Source organism: Streptomyces rubellomurinus (assembly GCF_000961885.1).
Lineage (GTDB): Bacteria > Actinomycetota > Actinomycetes > Streptomycetales > Streptomycetaceae > Kitasatospora > Kitasatospora rubellomurina.
In genome coordinates, this window is record NZ_JZKH01000033.1 from 1 (window position 1) to 21690 (window position 21690).

Sequence of the window (21690 nt, forward strand, 5' to 3'; positions counted from 1 at the left end):
GTCGTTCGTCGAGGTCAGCGCCCACCCGGTGGTGACCGTCGCGGTCGGCGAGTGCATCGAGCGCAGCGGCCGGAACGCCGTCGCCCTGGGCACCCTGCGCCGTGACGAGGGCGGCCCGCAGCGCTTCCTGCTCTCCCTCGCCGAGGCCTGGACCGCAGGCGCGCCCGTCGACTGGCGGACCGTCCTGCCCGCCGACGCCGCCCTGGTGGACCTGCCCACCTACGCCTTCCAGCGCGAGCGCTACTGGCTGGAGAGCGGCGGCCCGGCCGCCGGTGACCCGGCCGGCCTCGGCCTGGAACCGGCCGACCACCCGCTGCTCGGCGCCGCCGTCGCCGTCGCCGACAGCGGCGAGTACCTGTTCACCGGCCGGCTCTCCGCGCGGACGCACCCCTGGCTCGCCGACCACGCGGTGGGCGGCGCCGTGCTGCTGCCCGGCACCGCCTTCGTGGAGCTCGCGGTCCGGGCCGGCGACGAGGTCGGCTGCGACCGCGTGGACGAACTCACCCTGGAGGCCCCGCTGGTGCTCGCCGAGCGCGAGGCGGTGCTGGTGCAACTGCGGGTCGAGGAGCCGGACCGGGACGGGCGGCGGGCCTTCGCCGTCCACTCGCGCGCCGAGCAGGGCGAGGGCTGGCTGCGCCACGCCACCGGCGTGTTGGCCGCCGGACCGGCAGCCCGGGACACAGCCGTCGACCTCAGCGCCTGGCCGCCGCCCGGCGCCGAACCGGTGGACGCAACCGGCTTCTACCCGGCGATGCTCGACGCGGGCTACCGCTACGGCCCGGCCTTCCAGGGCCTGCGCGCCGTCTGGCGGCGCGGCGAGGAGGTGTTCGCCGAGGTCGCGCTGCCGGACGGCCATGACCAGCAGGCCGACCGCTTCGGCCTGCACCCGGCGCTCCTCGACGCCGCGCTGCAGGCGATGGGCTTCGGCGAGTTCGCCGAGCCCGGGGCCGGTGCCGACGCCGGTTCCGCCCTGCTGCCGTTCGCCTGGCAGGGCGTGACGCTGCTGGCCGCCGGCGCGCCCGCGCTGCGGGTGCGGATCGCCGCCGCCGGGCCGTCCGCGGTGACCGTGCAGGCGGCGGACGCGGCCGGGCAGCCGGTCGCCGTCGTCGACTCGCTCGCGCTGCGCCCGGTCTCCGCCGCGCAGTTGGCCACCGCCGGAGCTGCCGGCCGGTCGGACGCGCTGTTCCGGCTGGACTGGACCCCGGTGGAGGCGCAGCCCGCCGACAGCGGCCTGTGGACCGTGCTGGCCGAGGGCGCCGAACCGGACCTGGACGCGCTGCCCGCCGACACCGAGGTCGTCCTCCTCCCGCTCGCCCCGGCCAACGGAACGGACCCGGTCGCCGTCGCCCACGCGGCCACCGCCCGCGCGCTGGCGACGGCCCAGCGCTGGCTGGCCGACGACCGCCGACCCGCGGCCCGGCTCGCCGTCGTCACCCGGGGCGCCCTGTCCGTCCGCCCCGGCGAGGACATCACCGACCTCGCGCACGCGGGCGTGTGGGGCCTGCTGCGGTCCGCCCAGTCCGAGCACCCCGACCGGCTGCTGCTGGTGGACGCGGACACCCCGGACCCGGTCGAGCAGGCCCTCGCCGTCGCCGTCGCCCTGGCCGCCGGCGAGCCGCAGGCGGCTCTGCGGGAGGGCACGGTGCTCGCCCCCCGGCTGGCCCGGCCCGGCGGCGACGGCACGCTCGCGGTGCCGGACGCCCCCGCCTGGCGGCTGGACCTCGCGGCCGCGGGCACCTCGTCCGAGGGCACGTCCTCCGCGGGCACGTCCTCCGCGGGCACGTCCTCCGCGGGCACGGCGGCCGCCGGCACCCTGGAGAGCCTGGCGCTGGTGCCCTTCCCGCAGGCGCTCGCGCCGCTGGCGCCCGGTCAGCTGCGGATCGCCGTCCGGGCCGCCGGCCTGAACTTCCGCGACGTGCTGCTCGCCCTCGGCATGTACCCCGGGGAGGGCTTCCTCGGCAGCGAGGCCGCCGGCGTGGTCACCGAGGTCGGCCCCGGCGTCGACGGCTTTGCGCCGGGGGACCGGGTGCTGGGCATGGTCCCGGGCGGCTTCGGCCCGGTCGCCGTCGCCGACCACCGGATGGTGGCGCGGATGCCCGCCGGCTGGTCGTTCGAGCAGGCCGCCACGGTGCCGGTGGCGTTCGCGACCGCCTGGTACGGCCTGGTCGACCTGGGCGGACTGCGGCCGGGCGAGGCGGTGCTGGTGCACGCCGCCGCCGGCGGGGTCGGCATGGCCGCCGTCCAGCTCGCCCGCCACCTGGGCGCCGAGGTGTACGCCACGGCGAGCCCCGCGAAGTGGGCGGCGGTGCGCGCGCTGGGCGTGCCCGAGGAGCGGATCGCCTCCTCCCGCGACCTCGGGTTCGAGCGGCGGATCGCGGCGGCGACCGGCGGCCGGGGCGTGGACCTGGTGCTGGACTCGCTGGCCCGCGAGTTCGTGGACGCCTCGCTGCGGCTGCTGCCGCGCGGCGGCCGGTTCCTGGAGCTCGGCCGCACCGACGTGCGCGACCCCGGCGAGGTCGCGGCCGCGCACCCCGGTGTCGCCTACCGCGCCTACGACCTGGCAGAGGCAGGGCCGGAGCGCATCGGCGAGATCCTCACCGAGGTCCTCGCGCTCTTCGAGCGGGGCGTCCTGCGCGCCCACCCGCGCCGCAGCTGGGACGTCCGGCGCGCCCCCGAGGCGTTCCGCCGGATGAGCCGGGCCGGGCACACCGGCAAGCTGGTGCTCACCGTGCCGCGCGCCCTCGATCCCGAGGGCACCGTGCTGGTCACCGGCGGCACCGGCACCCTCGGCGCGCTGCTCGCCCGGCACCTGGTCACCGCGCACGGCGTCCGGCACCTGCTGCTCACCAGCCGCGGCGGCCCGCAGGCGCCCGGCGCCGCCGAACTGGCCGCAGAACTCGACAGGTTGGGCGCCCGGGCGACCGTCGCCGCCTGCGACGCCGCCGACCGGACGGCGCTGGCCGAGCTGCTGGCCACCGTCCCGGCCGCCCACCCGCTGACCGCCGTGGTGCACGCGGCCGGCGCGCTGGACGACGGCGTGCTGACCGCGCTCACCCCCGAGCGGCTGGCCGCCGTGCTCCGGCCGAAGCTCGACGCGGCGGCCCACCTGCACGAGCTGACCCGGCACCAGGACCTGGCCGCGTTCGTGCTGTTCTCCTCCGCCTCCGGCGTCTTCGGCACCCCCGGCCAGGCCAACTACGCCGCCGCCAACACCTTCCTGGACGCGCTGGCCGCGCACCGGCGGGCCCACGGGCTGCCCGGCGTCTCGCTGGCCTGGGGCTACTGGGCCGAGACCAGCGCGCTGACCGGCCGCCTCGGCGCCGGCGACGTCACCCGGATGAACCGCGGCGGCGCCCTGCCGCTGACCTCCGCGCAGGGCCTGGCCCTGTTCGACACCGCGCTCCGCCTCGACCAGCCGCTGCAGCTGCCGATCCGGCTCGACCTGGCCGGCCTGCGCGCGCGGCTCGGCGAGGCCCCGGTGCCGCCGCTCTACCGGGCCCTGGTGCGTCCGGCGGCGCGCCGGGCGGTGGACGCCGGTGCCGACGGCGGCGCGGCCGCGCTCGCCGAACGGCTCTCCCGGCTGCCGGAGGGCGAGCGGCTGCCCGCCGCGCTGGAGCTGGTGCGCCGCCACGTCGCCACCGTGCTCGGCCACGCCTCCCCGCAGGCCGTGGACCCGGAGCGGGGGCTGCTGGACCTCGGCTTCGACTCGCTCACCGCGGTCGAGCTGCGCAACCGGCTCGGCGCGGCCGCCGGGCTGCGGCTGCCCGTCACGCTGGTCTTCGACCACCCGACACCGGCCGCGCTGGCCCGCCACCTGCTGGACGAGCTGGCACCGGGCGCACCCTCCCCGGGCGGCGGCGTACCCGAGGCCGGCCCGCGGCCGGTCGCGGAGGCCGACATCCGGCGCGCGCTGGCCGCGATCCCGCTGGCCGCGATCCCGCTGGCCCGGCTGCGCGAGTCGGGCGTGCTGGACGCCCTGCTGCGGCTGGCCGAGCCGGCCCCCGCCCCGACCCCTGACGAGGACCCGTCCGTCGCGATCGCCGGCATGGACGTGGACCAGCTGGTCGAGCTGGCGCTCGGCCCGCAGGACTCCTGACCGGCGTGCGAAACGGAGCCCAGAGATGACGACTGCACCCAACGAACGGATCGTCGAGGCGCTGCGCAGCTCGCTCACCGAGAACGAGCGGCTGCGCCGGCAGAACCAGCAGCTCGCCGAGGCCGCCGCCGAGCCCGTGGCGATCGTCGCCGCGGCCTGCCGGTTCCCCGGCGGCGCGGACTCGCCGGAGGCGCTGTGGCACCTGGTCGCCGAGGGCGGCGACGCGCTGTCCGGGCTGCCCGCCGACCGCGGCTGGGACCTGGACGCACTCACCCCGCCCGGCGCCGGGCCCGCCCCGCAGGGCGGGTTCGTGTCCGGCGCCGCCGAGTTCGACCCCGCCTTCTTCGGGATCTCACCGCGCGAGGCGCTGGCGATGGACCCGCAGCAGCGGTTGCTGCTGGAGACCTCCTGGGAGGTGTTCGAGCGGGCCGGGCTCGACCCGGCCGCGCTCAGGGGCAGCCGCACCGGCGTCTACGTCGGCGCCTCGCACACCGGCTACGGCGACGGTGTCGGCGAACTGCCGGAGGGCGTGGCCACCTACGCCGTCACCGGGATCTCCGCCAGCGTGCTCTCCGGCCGGCTCGCCTACACCTTCGGCCTGGAGGGCCCGGCCGTCACCGTCGACACGGCCTGCTCCTCCTCCCTGGTCGCCCTGCACCTGGCCGTGCGGGCGCTGCGCGCGGGGGAGTGCTCGCTGGCACTGGTCGGCGGCGCCGCCGTGATGGCGATCCCCGGCGCCTTCCTGGGCTTCAGCGGGGTCGGCGTGATGGCGGGCGACAGCCGCTGCAAGGCCTTCGCGGCCGCCGCCGACGGCACCGGCTTCGCCGAGGGCGTCGGCACCGTGCTGGTCGAACGGCTCTCCGACGCCCGCCGGCACGGGCACCGGGTGCTCGCCGTGGTCCGCGGCACCGCCGTCAACCAGGACGGTGCCAGCAGCGGCCTGACCGCCCCCAACGGCCCCGCCCAGCAGCGGGTGATCCGCGCCGCGCTGGCCGACGCCCGGCTCGCGCCGCAGGACGTCGACGCCGTCGAGGCGCACGGCACCGGCACGGCGCTCGGCGACCCGATCGAGGCCGGCGCCCTGCTCGCCACCTACGGGCGCGGCCGGCCCGCCGACCGGCCGCTGCGGCTCGGCTCGGTCAAGTCCAACCTCGGCCACACCCAGGCGGCGGCCGGCCTGGCCGGGCTGATCAAGACGGTGATGGCGCTGCGGCACGAACTGCTGCCCCGCACCCTGCACGTCGACCGGCCGACCCCGCACGTGGACTGGTCGGCGGGCACGGTCGCGCTGCTCACCGAGCCGCTCGCCTGGCCGCGCGGCGAGCGGCCGCGCCGGGCCGGAGTGTCGGCGTTCGGGATCAGCGGCACCAACGCCCATGTGATCGTCGAGGAGGCGCCCGTCGAGGAGGCGCCCGTCGAGCAGGCGCCCGGTGATGGGGCCGGGCAACTCCCGCCGCCCGCAACGGTGTTCAACACCGCCGCGGTCCCGGTACCGCTGTCCGGGCGCGGCGCGGCCGGCCTGCGCGCCCAGGCCGCCCGGCTCGCCGCCCACCTGCGGGCCCACCCCGCCCTGGCGCCGGCCGACCTCGGGCTCTCGCTGGCCACCACCCGGGCCGCGCTGGAGCGGCGGGCCGTGCCGGTCGCCGCCGACCGGGCGGGGCTGCTCGCCCGGCTGGACGCGCTGGCCGCCGACGCCGCCGACACCCCCGACGCCGCCGCCGGCCGGGTCGCCTTCGTGTTCCCCGGGCAGGGCTCGCAGTGGGTCGGCATGGGCGCCGAACTGCTCGACACCGCACCGGTGTTCGCGGCGAGGATCGCCGACTGCGAGGCGGCGCTGGCGCCGTACGTGGACTGGTCGCTGACCGCGGTCCTGCGCGGCGGGCCGGGCCTGGAGCAGGTCGACACCGTGCAGGCGGTGAACTGGGCGATGGCGGTGTCGCTGGCCGAGCTGTGGCGGTCCTTCGGCGTCGAGCCGGCCGCCGTCGTCGGCCACTCGCAGGGCGAGATCGCGGCGGCCTGCGTCGCCGGGGCGCTCACCCTGGAGGAGGGCGCCCGGGTGGTCGCGCTGCGCAGCCGCACCGTGCTCGCCCTGGCCGGCACCGGTGCCATGGCCTCCGTCCAACTGCCCGCCGCCGAGGTGGCCGAGCGGATCGCCGGCTTCGGCGACCGGCTCTCGGTCGCCGTGGTCAACGGCCCCGCCGCCACCGTGGTCTCCGGCGAGGTCGAGGCCGTCGAGGAGTTCCTGGCGCAGTGCCAGGACGTCCCGGCCCGCCGCACCGACGCCGGCTACGCCTCGCACTCCGCGCACGTCGCCCCGATCCGGGAGGCGCTGCTCGCCGCGCTCGACGGCCTCGCCCCGCACCCGTCCGCGGTGCCGTTCTACTCGACGGTGACCGGCGGACCGCTCGACACCACCGCCCTGGGCGCCGACTACTGGTACGCCAACCTGTCCAGCCCGGTGCGCTTCGCCGACGCGGTGGAGCGGCTGCTGGCGGACGGCTTCGGCGCCTTCGTGGAGGTCAGCGCGCACCCGGTGGTCGCGCCCGCGATCGGCGAGACCATCGAGCGGGCCGGGGTCCGCGCCGCCGCGGTCGGCACGCTGCGCCGCGAGGAGGGCGGCCCGGAGCGCTTCCTGCGGTCCCTCGGCGAGGCCTGGGCGCAGGGCGTCGCGGTCGACTGGCGCCCCGCCTTCCCGGCCGGCGCCCGCACCGTCGACCTGCCCACCTACGCCTTCCAGCGCCGGCGCTACTGGCTCGAAGCGGCCCGGCCCGCGCCCGCCGTCGCGGCGGCGGACCCGGCCGGGAGCGCGTTCTGGGACGCCGTGGACCGGGAGGACGTGACGGCGCTGGCCGCCGCCCTCGGCGGCGACGGCGCCCGCCTGGGCGACCAGCTCGCCCCGGCCCTGCCCGCCCTGGCCGCCTGGCGGCGCGGGCAGCAGCGGCAGGCCCGGATCGACTCCTGGCGCTACCGGATCACCTGGAAGCCGCTCGGCACCGGGCGCCGGCCGGCCCTGCACGGCACCTGGCTGCTGGTCGCCCCCGACTGCGACCACCGGGCGGACGACCGGGCGGGCGACCACCGAGCCGGCGACCACCGGGCCGGCAGCGACGGGGCGGGCGGGACCCGGCCGAACGGCGCCGCCGAACCGGTCGACGCCGTCCGGCAGATGCTCGCCGACCACGGCGCCGAGGTGCTGACCGTCACCGTCCCCCCGGGCCGCACCGCCCTCGCCGACCTGCTGCCCGCCGACACGCCCCTCGCCGGCGTGCTCTCCCTGCTCGCCGCGGACGAGCGCCCGCACCCCGAGCACCCGCTGCTCACCGCCGGCCTGGCCGGCACCGTCGCCCTCGTCCAGGCCCTGCTCGCCGCCGGCACCCCCGCGCCGCTGTGGTGCCTGACCAGCGGCGCCGTCTCGGTGGCCCGCGCCGAGCACGCGAGCAGCCCCGCCCAGGCCCAGGTCTGGGGCCTGGGCCGGGTGGTGGCGCTGGAGCAGCCCCAGCTGTGGGGCGGCCTGGTCGACCTGCCCGCCGCCCCCGACCGGCGCGCCCTGGACCGGCTGGCCGCCGTCCTCGCCGACCCGGACGGCGAGGACCAGCTCGCCGTCCGCCCCTCCGGGGTGTTCGCCCGCCGGCTCGTCCCCGCCCCGCTGGACGGCGCGCCCGCCGTGCGGCCGTGGCGCCCGCGCGGCACCGTCCTGGTCACCGGCGGCACCGGCGCGCTCGGCGCGCACGCCGCCCGCTGGCTCGCCGCCAACGGTGCCGAGCACCTGGTGCTGACCAGCCGCCAGGGCGAACGGGCGCCCGGCGCCGCCGAGTTGGCGGCCGAACTCGGCGCGCTCGGCGCCCGGGTCACCCTCGCCGCCTGCGACCTCGCCGACCGGGACGCGCTGGCCGCGCTGCTCTCCGCGCATCCGCCCACCGCCGTGCTGCACGCCGCCGGCGTCGGACAGGCGAGCACCGTGGACCAGCTGGACCTCGCGGACACGGCCCGGCTGTTCGCGGGCAAGGTCGCCGGGGCCGTCCACCTCGACGAGCTGCTGGGCGACCGGGAGCTGGACGCCTTCGTGCTCTACTCCTCGAACGCCGGCGTCTGGGGCAGCGGCGGCCAAGCCGGCTACGCGGCCGCCAACGCGCACCTGGACGCCCTCGCCGAGCACCGCCGGGCCCGCGGCCTGACCGCCACCGCCATCGCCTGGGGCGGCTGGGGCGGCGGCGCGGGCATGATGGCGGACGGCACCGTCCGGGAGCTGCTCCAGCGGCGCGGCATCCTCGAGATGGAGCCGGACCTCGCCGTCGCCGCCCTCGTCCAGGCCGTCGAACAGGACGAGGCCTGCGTCTCCGTCACCGCCATGGACTGGCCGCGCTTCGCCCCCGGCTTCACCGCCCGCCGGCCCGCGCCGCTGCTCGCCGACCTGCCCGCGCTGCGGCGGAGCGCGGCCGCCGCCGAGGAGCGGGCCCCGCAGGTGGACGGCGGCTTCGCCGAACGGGTGGCCGCCCTCGGCCCGCGCGAGCAGGAGCGGGCCGTGCTCGACCTGGTCCGCGCCCAGGTGGCGGCCGTGCTCGGCCACCCCTCCGGCGAGGCGGTCGAGCCCGGCCGGGTCTTCCGCGAGCTCGGCTTCGACTCCCTCGTCGCCGTCGAGCTGCGCAACCGGCTGAACGCCGCCACCGGGCTGCGGCTGCCCGCCTCACTCGCCTTCGACCACCCCACCCCGGCCGCCCTGGCCCGCCACGTCCACGGCGAACTGACCGGCCGCCAGGACACCGCCGACCCCGAGCTGCCCGCGCGCACGGACGACGACCCGGTGGCGATCGTCGGCATGGCCTGCCGGCTGCCCGGCGGGATCAGCACCCCCGAGCAGCTGTGGCAGGCGCTCGCCGACGGCGTGGACATGGTCGGCGAGGCCCCGAAGGACCGCGGCTGGGAAGGCCTCGACCTGGCCCGCGTGCTCACCGCGCCCGAGCAGCTGACCTTCCTCCAGGAGGGCGGATTCCTCACCGGGGTCGGCGACTTCGACGCGGACTTCTTCGGCATCGGCGCCGCCGAGGCCACCGCCATGGACCCGCAGCAGCGCCTGCTGCTGGAGCTGTCCTGGGAGTCCTTCGAACGCGGCGGCCTGGACGCCGGCGCGCTGCGCGGCAGCCGGACCGGCGTCTTCCTCGGCACCTTCTTCCAGGGCTACGGCTTCACCAACCGGCAGGCCCCGAAGGACACCCGCCCCTACCTGGCCGGCGGCAGCTCGCCCGCGATCGCGGCCGGCCGGATCGCCTTCACCCTCGGCCTGGAGGGCCCCGCCTTCACCGTCGACACCGGCTGCTCCTCCTCCGCCGTCGCCATCCACCTGGCCACCAGGGCGCTGCGCGCCGGCGACTGCGCACTGGCCCTGGCCGGCGGCGTCACCGTGCTCTCCCACCCGGTCTCCTTCCCCTCGCTCGGCGGCGGCGCGGCGCCGGACGGCCGCAGCAAGCCCTTCGCGGCCGCCGCGGACGGCACCGGCTGGGGCGAGGGCGCGGGCATGCTGCTGCTCGAACGCCTCTCCGACGCCCGCCGCCACGGCCACCCCGTGCTCGCCGTGCTGCGCGGCACCGCCGTCAACCACGACGGCGCGACCAACGGCCTGACCGCCCCGAGCGGCCCCTCCCAGGAACGGGTGATCCGGGCCGCCCTCGCCGACGCGGGCCTGGGCGCCGCCGACATCGACGTCGTCGAGGCGCACGGCACCGGCTCCCCGCTGGGCGACTCGGTGGAGGCCGAGGCGCTGCTCGCCACCTACGGGCGGGAGCGGCCCGCCGAGCGGCCACTGCTGGTCGGCACCGTCAAGTCGCACATCGGCCACCCGCAGGCCGCCTCGGGCGCGGTCGGCGTGATCAAGACCGTGCTGGCGCTGCGCCACCGGCTCCAGCCCGCCATGCTGCACCTCGACCGACCGTCCGACCTGGTCGACTGGTCGGCGGGCACGGTGCGGCTGCTCGACACCGACGTGCCGTGGCCGGTGGGGGAGCGGCCGCGCCGGGCGGGCGTCTCCTCCTTCGGCGGCAGCGGCACCAAGGTGCACCTGATCGTGGAGGAGGCGCCGACCCCGCCCGAGCCGGCGCGGGCGGCGGCGCCGGACGGGCCGCTGCCGTTCGTGCTCTCCGCCCGGACCCCGGACGCGCTGCGCGCCCAGGCCCGGCGCCTCGCCGCCCACCTGCGGGCCGGCGAACTGCCCCCCGGGGACGTCGCCCGCACGCTCGCGGCCGGCCGGGCCGTCCTCGACCACCGGGCCGTGCTGCTGGCCGACGGGACACCGGAACTGCTCGCCGGCCTGGACGCGCTGGTCGTCGGCGAGCGGCCGGCCGGCGAGGCCCGGCTGACCCTGCACTTCCCCGACGCCGGCCCGCCCACCGACGTGCGGGAGCTGTACGAGGCGTGGCCCGCCTACGCGGACGCCTGGGACGCGGCCTGCGCTCACCTCGACGGCCGGCTCGAACTGTCCCTGCGCGAGGCGGTGTTCGGCGCCGTTGCCCGCCCGCTCGCCGGGGACCCGGTCGACCCGGCGCTCGCCGGGGCCGCCGCCTTCGCCGCCCAACTGGCCCTGCACGGCCTGCTGGCCTCCTGGGGCGTGCGGCCGGACGCGGTGTCCGGCAGCGGCACCGGCCTGGTCGCGGCCGCCTGCGCCGCCGGAGTGCTCGAACTCGCCGACGCCGTCACGCTGTTGACGGACGGCCCGGCCGCGCTCGGGCGGCTGCGGCCGCGGCCCGGCACCGTCCCGGTGCTGCTCGGCGGCGCGGCGGTCGGCGCCGAGCGGTTCGCCGACCCGGCCTTCTGGAGCACCGACCTCCCCGCCGCGGGGAGCCCGCTGCTCACCGTGGACCCCGCCCGGCTCGCCACCCGCCGCGCCCTGCTGGCGGCGCTCGCCGCCGTCTTCACCGAAGGCGCCGCGGTGGACTGGCCCGCCCTGTTCGCCGACTCCGGCGCCGCCCTGGTGGACCTGCCCACCTACGCCTTCCAGCGCGAGCGCCACTGGCTGGCGGACGGCGCCACCCCCGCGCGGCGCGAGCGCACCGGCGCCGCCGTGGACGACCGCACCCGCAAGGAGACCGTGCTGGAGTACTTCCGCCGCGTCAACGCGGGCGACGTCGACCAGGTCCTGGAGCTCTTCGCCGCGGACGCCGTCATTGAGGACCCGGTCGGCCAGGAGCCGCGCCAGGGCACCGAGGCGCTGCGCGAGTACTACGAGATCACCCTCCACCGCTCGCGGGTCGAGGTCGCCGTCGGCCAACCGGTCGGCGCCCAGGACGGCTCCTCGGTCGCCGTCCCGGTCACCGGCCGCCTGACCACCGGCGAGGACGGCGAGCGGCGCCGGGTCAGCATCGACTGCGTGGACGTCTTCGAACTCGACGAGGAGGGGAGGATCGCCGGGCTCCGGGTCTACTGGGGCCTGACCGACTACGCGTTCGGCGAGGGGTAGCCGAACGCCCGGGGTCCGCCGCCGGATTCGGCGGCGGACCCCGGGCGTCCGACCCGGCTCAGCGGCTCAGCGGCTCAGAGCCGGGCGGCGCGGCGCTCGCGGACACCCAGCCACGCCACCGCCGCGAGGATGACCACCGCGAGGACCAAGCTCACCGGCCCGGTGCCCAGGTCCAGGCCGCCGCGCTCGCGGCTCACCCCGGCCCAGTCGGCGAAGCAGGCGCCGAGCGGCCGGGTCAGCACGTACGCCCACCAGAACGCCGGGACCGGCGGGAGCGCCGAGAACCGGTGCGCGAGCGCGGGCAGCGCGATCAGGGCGGCGAACAGCAGCCCGGACGGCAGGTAGCCCCAGCCCAGGGTGGCCGCGGTCAGGTCGCCCACGGCCGTGCCGAGGGCGAAGGTCGCCATCACCGCGCTCCAGTAGAAGACCTCGCGGCGCCCGCCCGCGACGGTCTCCACCGCGAGCGTCCCCTCCGTGCTGCGCCACAGCACGAACACCAGGGCGAGCGCCACGGCGAAGGCCCCCGCCGAGAGGGCGTACGGCACCCCGAGGGCGACGTGCGCGACATCGGCGGCCATGGTGCCGAACACGCTCACCATGATCACCGCCGCCCAGTACACCGCCGGGACGTAGCGCCGGGCACGGGCCTGCGCGAACAGCGCGACGGCCAGCAGCAGCCCGGCCGAGCCGACCGCCGGGATCGGCCCGAGCACCCGGGCGAGGAAGTCGGAGGTGGTCTCACCCATGCCGGTGGTGAGGATCTTGACGGCCCAGAACGCCGCCGTCACCCGGGGGACCTTGCTCAGCACGGGTCCCCCGGGGACGGACCGGCGCGGTCCGGCCGTTCGCGGGGTGGTCATGGCGCCCAACGGGACAGCACTCCTTGCCTGGTGAAGACGGGCCGACGGTCAGTGGTCGAGGACGGTGTTGCCGGTCACCGAGGTGCCCGCCCCGTCCACGGTGACCAGGTGCCGCACGCCGTCCGGCCCGAGCACCACGGCCTGCCAGGCGCTGCCGCCGCCCTGCTGGGCGACCGCGGTCAGCGACTCCACCTTGCCGCCGGAGACGGCCGCCGCCGCCTTGCTCACGGCCGTGCCCGCGTCGGCGGACGGCAGCGGCGCCGGAGCGCCCTGCCGGGCCGCGCCGCCCCGCTGGACGTCGCCCTGCTGAGCCTCTCCCTGCTGGTCGCCGCCGCCGTGGCGGGCACCGTTGCCACCGTGCCCGTGCCCGTGCCCGTGCCCGGCGCCGTGGCGGCTGCCCTCGCCGTCGCCCTCGCCCTGCTGGCGGTCGCCCGCCGCCCACGCCCGGCCGTCGCCGTGGCCCTCGTGCTCGTGGTGGTGCGCCACCGCGGCCGCGCCGGCGCCGACCACGACCACCGCCGCCCCGACCACGACCCAGCGCGCCGACCGGCGGCGCACCCAGCGCCCGGCCCGGCCCAGGCCCGTACGCGTCCGACCCGGGGCCTTGGCCCCCGGCTGCTCCTGCGGTTCCCCGGCTGCTACGGGCTCGCTCATCGCGCCCACCCCATCCTCGGCAAGGCCCGGGCCGACCCCGGGCGGTGCGGACAATATGACCGGGCATTGCTGAAGATCGGCTGAAGACCTGAAGACCCCTTCAGCTGCCCGCTCCGGGGACCTGCGACCCTGGTGGGCATGCGTGTACTGGTGGTGGAGGACGAGCGGCGACTGGCCCTGGCGCTGCAGCACGGGCTGAGCGCGGAGGGCTTCACCGTCGACGTCGCCCACGACGGCCTCGCCGGCCTCGCCAAGGCCATGGAGCACGCCTACGACGTGGTGCTGCTCGACATCATGCTGCCCGGCCTCAACGGCTACCGGGTGTGCGCGCGGCTGCGCGCCTCCGGCAGCGACGTCGGCATCCTGATGCTCACCGCCAAGGACGGTGAATGGGACGAGGCCGAGGCGCTGGACACCGGCGCCGACGACTACCTGTCCAAGCCGTTCTCCTTCGTCGTCCTCGTCGCCCGGCTGCGCGCGCTCGCCCGCCGGATCGGCAGCCGCGCGCCCCGGCGCACCGTCCTCGGCGACCTCGTGGTCGACTCGGCCGCCCGCACCTGCACCCGCGCCGGCACGGCCGTCGCCCTCACTCCGCGCGAGTTCGCCATCCTCGACCACCTCGCCCGGCGGGCCGGTGAGGCCGTCTCCAAGCGGGAGATCCTCGAAGCCGTCTGGGACAGCGGCCCGGACAGCGACCCGAACACCGTCGAGGTCCACGTCAGCGCCCTGCGTCGCAAGATCGACACCCCGTACGGGCGGTCCGCGGTGCAGACCGTGCGCGGCGCCGGCTACCGGCTGGCGGCCGACGGTGGCTGACCCGACCCCCGGCGGCCGGACTCTGCGCGCGATGCTGCGCCGCCGCCTCGCCCTGCGCCCCCGCCTCGCCCTGCGCCGCCGCCTCGCCCGCCACCCGCGCCTGGCGGCCCTGGCCGAGCGGCTGACCCCGCGCTCGGTGCGGGCCCGGACCACCCTGGCCGCCTGCCTCAGCGTCGCCGTCGTCCTCGCCGCCTCCGCCGCCGCCGTCGTCCTCCTGCTGCGCGCCAACCTGGAACGCACCGTGGAGACCGGCGCCCGCGAACAGGCACAGGCCGTCGCCCGGCTGGCCGCGGACGGGCGGCTCAGCAGCCCGCTGCCGCTCGACCACGGCACCGACTTCATCCAGGTCGTCGACGCGAACGGCCGGGTGCTCGCCGCCAGCCAGAACCTGGCCGGGCGCCCCGCCGTCGCCCCCACCGGCCACCGAGACGGCCACCGCACGTACAACGTCCGCGTGCTCGGCGACGAGCACCACCAGCGCGTCGCCACCATGACCGCCGCCACCCCCACCGGCCCGGTCACCGTCCACGTCGGCGCCTCGCTGCGCACCGCCGACGCCGCCGAGGACGTCACCACCGCGGCCCTGGCCGTCCTGAGCACCGTCCTGCTGCTCACCGTCGGCCTGCTCACCTGGCGGGCGACCGGCCGGGCCCTGCGGCCGGTCGAGGCGATCCGCGCCGAGGTGGCGGCGATCGGCGACCGCGAGCTGAACCGCCGCGTCCCCGAGCCCCGCAGCGACGACGAGATCGCCCGGCTGGCCGGCACCATGAACGCCATGCTGGAGCGGCTGGAAGCCGCCGGGGCCCGGCAGCGCCGCTTCATCGCCGATGCCTCGCACGAGCTGCGCAGCCCGCTCACCGTGCTGCGCACCCAGCTCGAAGTGGCCCTCGGCCTGCCCGATCCCGAGGTCCGGGCCGAGATGGTGGCGGGCGCCCTGGAGGACACCGAGCGGCTGCAGCGCCTCGCCGCCGACCTGCTGCTGCTGGCCCGGCTGGACGTCGCCGGGCAGGACCGGCCGCAGGAGGCCGTCGACCTGGCCGAGCTGGTCCGCACCACCGTCGAGGCCCGGGGCGCCCTGCCGTGCCCGGTCACCGTCCACGCGCCCGCCGGCCTCACCGTGCCCGGGAATCCGCTGTGGCTGGGCCGGCTGCTGACCAACCTGCTCGACAACGCCCAGCGCCACGCCCGCCGGGGCGTCACCGTCCGGCTGGGCACCGACCGCGCCTCGGGGCAGGCCGTGCTGGACGTCGCCAACGACGGGCCGCCGATCGGGCCGGACGACCGGGAGAAGATCTTCGAGCGCTTCGCCCGCCTGGACGACGCCCGCAGCCGCGACGACGGCGGCGCCGGCCTCGGCCTGCCGATCGCCCGCGACATCGCCGCCGTCCACGGGGGCACCCTCACCGTCCTGGACACCCCGGGAGCCACCACCTTCCGCACCCGGCTGCCGGCGGCGCGGCCCAACTGACCGGCGGGGCGCACCCGGTGGCCCCGACCGGGCCGCTCGCCCCGCAATTGGTCCAGACCTATTGACGGGGCCGGCCGGCCCTCCTACGATCCGGTCCGGCACAGCCCCACATGTCCCCACCTCACCCAGAGCCGGGCGTCACGCCCCCCACGCACTGGCATGCCCATGGCGCCCCGGCGGGAAGGGAGCACAGCATGTTCCGTCGGAGGTCGCGCACCCCACGCTCGCAGCGGGCGGCCCTGGTGCGCGCGGCGCAGCCGCCCCGCGCCGAGCGCGCCGCACCCGCACCCGCACCGACCGTTCTGCGGCGCTGCCTCGCCGGGGTGAGCGCCGCCGCCGTCGTCGCGGCCGGCCTCGCGATGGCCGGCACCGTCACGGCCGGGGCCGCCACCCCCAACCTGCTGGCCAACCCCGGATTCGAGAACGGGCTCACCGGCTGGACCTGCACCGGCGGCTCCGGCGAGGTCGTCGGCAGCCCGGTCCACTCCGGCGCCGCCGCGCTCAAGGCCACGCCGAGCGGCCAGGACGACGCCCAGTGCAGTCAGGCCGTCAGCGTGCGGCCCAACTCCTCGTACACGCTGAGCGCCTACGTCCAGGGCAGCTACGTCTACCTGGGCGCCACCGGCACCGGCGCCGGCAGCGACCCGTCCACCTGGGCGCCGGGCAACGCCTCCTACGGCCAGCTCAGCGTCGGCTTCACCACGGGGCCGTCCACCACCTCGGTGACCGTCTACCTGCACGGCTGGTACGGCCAGCCCGCCTACCTCGCGGACGACGTGTCGCTCACCGGGCCGGGCGGCAGCAGCCCCTCGCCGACCAGCACCCCGCCCACCTCCGCCCCACCGACCACGACCCCGCCCACCACACCGCCGCCCACCAGCACCCCGCCGACCACACCGCCGCCCACCTCCACCCCGCCGACCGGTGACACCTGCCCCACGAAGCCCAAGCCCTCGGGCAAGGTGCTGCAGGGCTACTGGGAGAACTGGGACGGCGCCGCGAACGGCGTCCACCCCGGTATGGGCTGGGTCCCCATCACGGACAGCCGGATCGCCGCCCACGGCTACAACGTCATCAACGCCGCCTTCCCGGTGATCCTCTCGGACGGCACCGTCCTGTGGCAGGACGGCATGGACACCAACGTCAAGGTCGCGACCCCCGCCGAGATGTGCCGGGCCAAGGCGAGCGGCGCGACGATCCTGATGTCGATCGGCGGCGCCGCCGCGGGCATCGACCTGAGCTCCAGCGCCGTCGCGGACAAGTTCGTGGCGACCGTCGTCCCGATCCTCAAGACGTACAACTTCGACGGGATCGACATCGACATCGAGACCGGCCTGTCCGGCAGCGGCGACATCAGGACGCCGTCCGCCTCCCAGGCCAACCTGATGCGCATCATCGACGGCGTGCTGGCCCAGATGCCCCCGGGCTTCGGCCTGACGATGGCGCCCGAGACCGCGTACGTCACCGGCGGCAGCGTCACCTACGGGTCGATCTGGGGCGCCTACCTGCCGATCGTCAAGAAGTACGCCGACAACGGGCAGCTGTGGTGGCTCAACATGCAGTACTACAACGGCAGCATGTACGGCTGCTCCGGCGACTCCTACCAGGCCGGTACCGTCCAGGGCTTCACCGCCCAGACCACCTGCCTGAACAACGGCCTGACCGTCCAGGGCACCACCGTCCGGGTGCCCTACGACAAGCAGGTGCCCGGCCTGCCGGCCCAGCCCGGCGCCGGCGGCGGGTACCTGGACCCGGGCCTGGTCGGCCAGTCGTGGAACGCCTTCGGCGGCGCGCTGAAGGGGCTCATGACCTGGTCGCTCAACTGGGACGGCTCCAAGGGCTGGACCTTCGGCGACAACGTCCGCTCCCTCCAGGGCCGTTGAGCCGGCCCCGGGTCCCCGGTCGGCGCGCCGCCGCCGACCGGGGACCCGGGGGGACGGGTCAGGACACCGCGACCAGGTCGAGGTAGGCGTCGTGCCACAGGTCCTCGTCGCCCTGGGGGAGCAGCAGCACCCGGTCGGGCCGCAGGGCCTCGATCGCGCCCGGGTCGTGGGTGACCATCACGATGGCGCCCGGGTAGGTGCCGACCGCGGCCAGCACCTCGGTGCGGGAGGCCGGGTCGAGGTTGTTGGTCGGCTCGTCCAGGAGCAGCACGTTGGCGCCGGAGTGGACCAGCCCGGCCAGGGCGAGCCTGGTCTTCTCCCCGCCGGAGAGCACCCCGGCCGGCTTGTCGGCGTCGTCGCCGCGGAACAGGAACGCGCCCAGCACCTGCCGGAGTTCGCCGTCCGCGAGGTGGGGCGCGGCCTGGGCGAGGTTGTCGCGCACGGAGAGCTCCGGGGCCAGGGTGTCGTGCTCCTGGGCGAAGTAGCCGAGCCGCAGACCCGGGCCGGGGACGACCCGGCCGGAGTCGGGGGCCTCCCGGCCGGCCAGCAGGCGCAGCAGGGTGGTCTTGCCGGCGCCGTTGTGGCCGAGGACGACCAGCCGGCTGCCGCGGTCGACGGCGAGGTCCAGCCCGGCCAGGACCGGGCGGCCGGCGTAGGCCTTGGCGAGGCTGATCGCGCCCAGCGGCATCCGCCCGCAGGGGGCGGGTTCGGGCAGCCGGATGCGGGCGGTGCGCTCGGCCGCGCGGGCGGGTTCGAGCTCGGCGAGCATCCGGTCGGCGCGGCGGGCCATGCTGCGGGCGGTGGTCGCGGTGGCGACGTTGGCGCGCATCCGGTCGGCCTGGGCGTGCAGCGCGGCGGCCTTGCGCTCGGCGTTGGCGCGTTCGCGGGTGCGGCGGCGCTCGTCGGCGGCGCGCTGGGCGAGGTAGGCCCGCCAGCCGGTGTTGTGGACGTCGACGGCGGCGCGCTGCGGGTCGAGGTGGAACACCCGGTTGACGGTGTGCTCCAGCAGGTCGAGGTCGTGGCTGATCAGGACCAGGCCGCCCTGGTGGGAGGTCAGGAAGCCGCGCAGCCAGCCGATCGAGTCGGCGTCCAGGTGGTTGGTGGGCTCGTCGAGCAGCAGGGTGCCGTGGTCGGCGAAGAGGATACGGGCGAGTTCGACCCGCCGGCGCTGGCCGCCGGACAGCGTGCCGACCGGCTGGTCCACGACCCGGGCGGGCAGGCCGAGCCCGGCCGCCACCCGGGCGGCCTCGGCCTCGGCGGCGTACCCGCCCCGGGACTGGAAGCGGGCCTCGGCGCGGGCGTAGTCGTCCATCGCCCGGCGCTCGCGGGCGGCCGAGTCGGCCCGGGCCATCGCCTCCTCGGCGGCGCGCAGGGCGCGGACGGCGCCGTCCAGGCCGCGGGCGGACAGGATGCGGTCGGTGACGGTCGCGGCCGGGTCGGCGGCCCGGGAGTCCTGCGGGAGGTAGCCGACGGCGCCGGTGCGGGTGATGGTGCCGGCGGCGGGCGGCAGTTGCCCGGCGAGGGCGGCGAGCAGGGTGGTCTTGCCGGCGCCGTTGCGGCCGACCAGGCCGATCCGGTCGCCGGGGGCGATGTGCAGGTTGACGTCGGACAGCAGCAGGCGGGCACCGACGCGCACGTCGACACCACGGGTGGTGATCACGGGATGACGCTCCGAAACAGCTGAGGGACACACGGGTGGCGTGGAAGCGGGTCCGTCAGCTAGGAGATGCGGGGCGTCGACATGCGGGTCAGGCTAGCGGGAGCCCGGAAGGGGCGCATCCGATTTACCGGGCCGGCTCGCGGCCGCGCGCCTCGACGGGCGGCGGCCACGGCCCGGCACCTGCTCAGCCGCGCAGGACCGAGGCGAGCACGGTCGGCCGGAACAGCAGGCTCGGCGGCGCCACCAGGGACATCACCTCGTGGAAGGCCGCGGTGACCTCGGCGTCGTGGGTGGCGGCGGCCAGCACCCGGTCCAGGAACCGGTGCTGCAGCTTGACCAGTGCGCCGGAGGGGCCGCCGGTGGTGGCCGGGAAGCGGGCGTCCTCGGCACCGGCCATGATCCACGGGTTCTTGGACGCCGCCGTGATCTCCCGCCGGGCCTGCCGGGCCGTGGCCGGGCCGATGCCGCCGTGCCGCAGCGAGCTGCGGCGCAGGGCCAGCGCGCCGAGCAGCGCGACGGTGATCCCCTGGCCGTACACCGGGTTGAAGGTGCTGGCGGCGTCGCCGATGGCGAGCAGCCCGGCCGGCGCGTTGTGCTCGTAGTGCCGCCGCACGCTCGGGCCGGGCCGGAAGCCGCGCACCTCGCTCGCCGGCTCGGCGGACCGCAGGGCCTCGCGCAGGCTCGGGTCGCGCAGGCCGTCGAGGTGCTCGGCGAAACCGGCCTCGCCGGGCGCGGGTTCGGCGCCGCGCATGCCCGCCAGGCTGACGATCCAGCGGTCGCCCTCGACGGGCAGCAGCACGCCCATCCGCCCGGCGTGCGGCGCCTTGGTCTGGAGGTAGACGGCCTTGCAGCCGAGGTCCGCCCCGGCGGGGCGGTGGAACAGCCGGGAGCTGTAGGCGACGCCCGCGTCCACCCGCTCCTCCGGTACGGGCGGGCAGCCGAGCTCGGCCAGCCAGGCCGCGGTGGCGGTGGTGCGGCCGGCCGCGTCGACCACCAAGTCCGCCGGGATCTCCCGGACTTCGCCGCGCCCGGCGCCACCCGCGCCCTCGGCCGCCCGGCCCTCGGCGCGCTCGCCGTCGGCCGGATCGGCGGCGGTCCCGCCCGCGCCGCCGCGCGCCCGGACCCGTACCCCGGTCACCGCGCCTGCCGAGCCGAGCAGCCCGACCACCTCGGTGCCCTCCAGGAACTCGATGGACCGCTCGGTGCGGACCCGTTCGAGGACCGCGTGGTCCAGCACCGGCCGGGTGCAGGAGAGGAAGGCCATCCGCGCCGGGTAGTCGGCCATCCACCCGGCCGCGCTGAGCCAGCGCAGGTCGCCCGAGACCGCCACCGGTTCGGCGCCCGCCTGCGTCAACCGGTGCTTGATGCCCGGCATCAGCTCCTCCAGCGCGCGGTGCCCGGCCTCCAGCACCAGGTGCCCGTGCCGCGCCTGCGGCACCCCGGCCCGGAACCGCGGCCGGTCCGGGTAGCGGTCCCGCTCCACCACGACGATCCGCTCCGCCGCGCCGCGCAGCGCCCAGGCCGCCGCCAGCCCGGCCAGCCCGCCGCCGATCACCACCGCCGTGCCCCGCCCGGGGGTCCCCTCCGTAGAAGTCATGCGACGTAGCGTAGTGGCGGAACTGTCCTGTGTGACCGTGTGCTTGATCACCGACGCCCGGCGGGCGACTGGCGTCCGGCGGGAAAATCGGTGAGGCTCGGGCCCATGGTCTCAGTGGTGCAGAACGTGGCGATCGACTGTGCGGACGCCTATGAACTGGCGCGGTTCTGGAGCCGGGTGACCGGCTGTCCGCTCGATCCGCAGGACAAGCCGGGCGATCCGGAGGTGCAGGTGCCGCTCGGGGAGGGCCCGGTGCTGTACTTCAGCCAGGTGCCCGAACCCAAGACGGTCAAGAACCGGATCCACCTCTGCCTGCGCCCGGAGACCACGCGCGAGCAGGAGGTGGAGCGCCTGCTGGCCCTCGGCGCCACCCTGGTCGCCGACCGCCGGAAGCCGGACGGCGCCGGCTGGGCCGTCCTCGCCGACCCCGAGGGCAACGAGTTCTGCGTCCTGCGCAGCGCCTCCGACCGGGCCGCCACGCGGTCCTGACCCCGCCGGCCGGCCGGGGCGCTCGCGCCCCGGCCGCCGTGCGGTGTGCCGGATTGACAAACACCCTTGCCGTCCCGGCGAATGGCAGGCATGGCCGACGAAGAGTTCGACAACGTCCTGACCACGGTGGGCCCCCGGCTGCGCGCCCTGCGCCGGGAGCGCGGCACCACGCTCGCCAAGCTGTCCGCCGCCACCGGCATCTCGCTCAGCACGCTGTCCCGGCTGGAGTCCGGCCAGCGCCGCCCGACCCTGGAGCTGCTGCTGCCGCTGGCCCGGGAGTACCGGGTGCCGCTGGACGAACTGGTCGGCGCCCCGGCCACCGGGGACCCGCGCATCCACCCGCGCCCGGTGACGCGCAACGGCCAGACCATCGTCCCGCTCACCCGCCACCTGGGCGGACTGCACGCCTACAAGCACGTCGTGCCGCCCGGCAAGGGCACCGGGCCGGACCTGGAGTTGAAGGTGCACGAGGGCTACGAGTGGCTCTACGTGCTGTCCGGCCGGCTCCGGCTGGTGCTCGGCCCGCACGACCTGGTGCTGGCGGCGGGTGAGGCCGCCGAGTTCGACACCCGCACCCCGCACGCCTTCGGCAACGCGGGGCCGCAGCCCGTCGAGTTCCTCAGCCTGTTCGGCCCGCAGGGCGAGCGCATCCACGTGCGGGCGCGCCCGGGAACCTCTGTTCGGTAGGTTCGTTGCCTGACAGGGGGGTGCCCGCTCCGG

Annotated in this window: 11 protein-coding genes; 7 read left to right on the top strand and 4 right to left on the bottom strand. The window is 77.4% G+C overall.

Annotation, left to right across the window (positions count from 1 at the left end):
• Both VM95_RS17540 and VM95_RS45220 read left to right on the top strand, forming a co-directional pair.
• A partial coding sequence (locus tag VM95_RS17540) for an SDR family NAD(P)-dependent oxidoreductase (protein WP_045697769.1) occupies window positions 1–4096 on the top strand: 4096 nt, incomplete at its 5' end.
• A gap of 25 nt (window positions 4097–4121) precedes the next feature.
• Window positions 4122–11543: a type I polyketide synthase gene (locus VM95_RS45220; RefSeq protein ID WP_052707422.1), complete on the top strand. Its 7422-nt coding sequence runs from the start codon at window positions 4122–4124 to the stop codon at window positions 11541–11543.
• Window positions 11544–11617: 74 nt separating this feature from the next.
• Here VM95_RS45220 and VM95_RS17550 read toward each other — a convergent pair whose 3' ends face one another.
• Window positions 11618–12352, bottom strand: coding sequence for a COG4705 family protein (locus VM95_RS17550; protein WP_341846013.1), 735 nt, complete (start codon window positions 12350–12352; stop codon window positions 11618–11620).
• Between the two features lie 99 nt (window positions 12353–12451).
• Window positions 12452–13057 (bottom strand): hypothetical protein, encoded by a 606-nt coding sequence (locus VM95_RS17555; protein ID WP_157882132.1) that lies wholly within the window; start codon window positions 13055–13057, stop codon window positions 12452–12454.
• Between the two features lie 138 nt (window positions 13058–13195).
• Between VM95_RS17555 and VM95_RS17560 the strand changes: the two genes are divergently transcribed.
• The 3 genes from VM95_RS17560 to VM95_RS45640 all read left to right on the top strand — a co-directional run bounded on the left by VM95_RS17560 (window position 13196) and on the right by VM95_RS45640 (window position 17224).
• Entirely contained in the window at window positions 13196–13873 is a 678-nt protein-coding gene (locus VM95_RS17560) for a response regulator transcription factor (protein WP_045697776.1), read from the top strand.
• Window positions 13866–15341, top strand: a complete 1476-nt coding sequence (locus VM95_RS17565) for a sensor histidine kinase (protein ID WP_244178823.1) — start codon at window positions 13866–13868, stop codon at window positions 15339–15341. The genes VM95_RS17560 and VM95_RS17565 overlap by 8 nt, the downstream gene beginning before the upstream one ends.
• A 194-nt stretch (window positions 15342–15535) precedes the next feature.
• The gene (locus VM95_RS45640; protein WP_078860056.1) at window positions 15536–17224 is read left to right on the top strand and encodes a carbohydrate binding domain-containing protein; all 1689 of its coding nucleotides are present in this window, start codon (window positions 15536–15538) and stop codon (window positions 17222–17224) included.
• Window positions 17225–17282: 58 nt separating this feature from the next.
• Here the strand turns inward: VM95_RS45640 and VM95_RS17575 are convergent, their stop codons facing one another.
• Window positions 17283–18884 carry an ABC-F family ATP-binding cassette domain-containing protein gene (locus VM95_RS17575; protein WP_208615475.1) on the bottom strand — a complete coding sequence of 534 codons (1602 nt, stop codon included), beginning with the start codon at window positions 18882–18884 and terminating at the stop codon, window positions 17283–17285.
• A 184-nt stretch (window positions 18885–19068) separates the two neighbouring features.
• Window positions 19069–20481, bottom strand: coding sequence for an NAD(P)-binding protein (locus VM95_RS17580; protein WP_045697779.1), 1413 nt, complete (start codon window positions 20479–20481; stop codon window positions 19069–19071).
• Between the two features lie 105 nt (window positions 20482–20586).
• On the opposite strand from VM95_RS17580, the gene VM95_RS17585 reads away from it, so the two are divergent.
• Complete coding sequence (locus VM95_RS17585) at window positions 20587–20970, top strand: VOC family protein (RefSeq protein WP_045697781.1); 384 nt, start codon at window positions 20587–20589, stop codon at window positions 20968–20970.
• 90 nt (window positions 20971–21060) lie between these two features.
• Window positions 21061–21657 carry a helix-turn-helix domain-containing protein gene (locus VM95_RS17590; RefSeq protein WP_045697783.1) on the top strand — a complete coding sequence of 199 codons (597 nt, stop codon included), beginning with the start codon at window positions 21061–21063 and terminating at the stop codon, window positions 21655–21657.
• Window positions 21658–21690 lie beyond the last annotated feature (33 nt).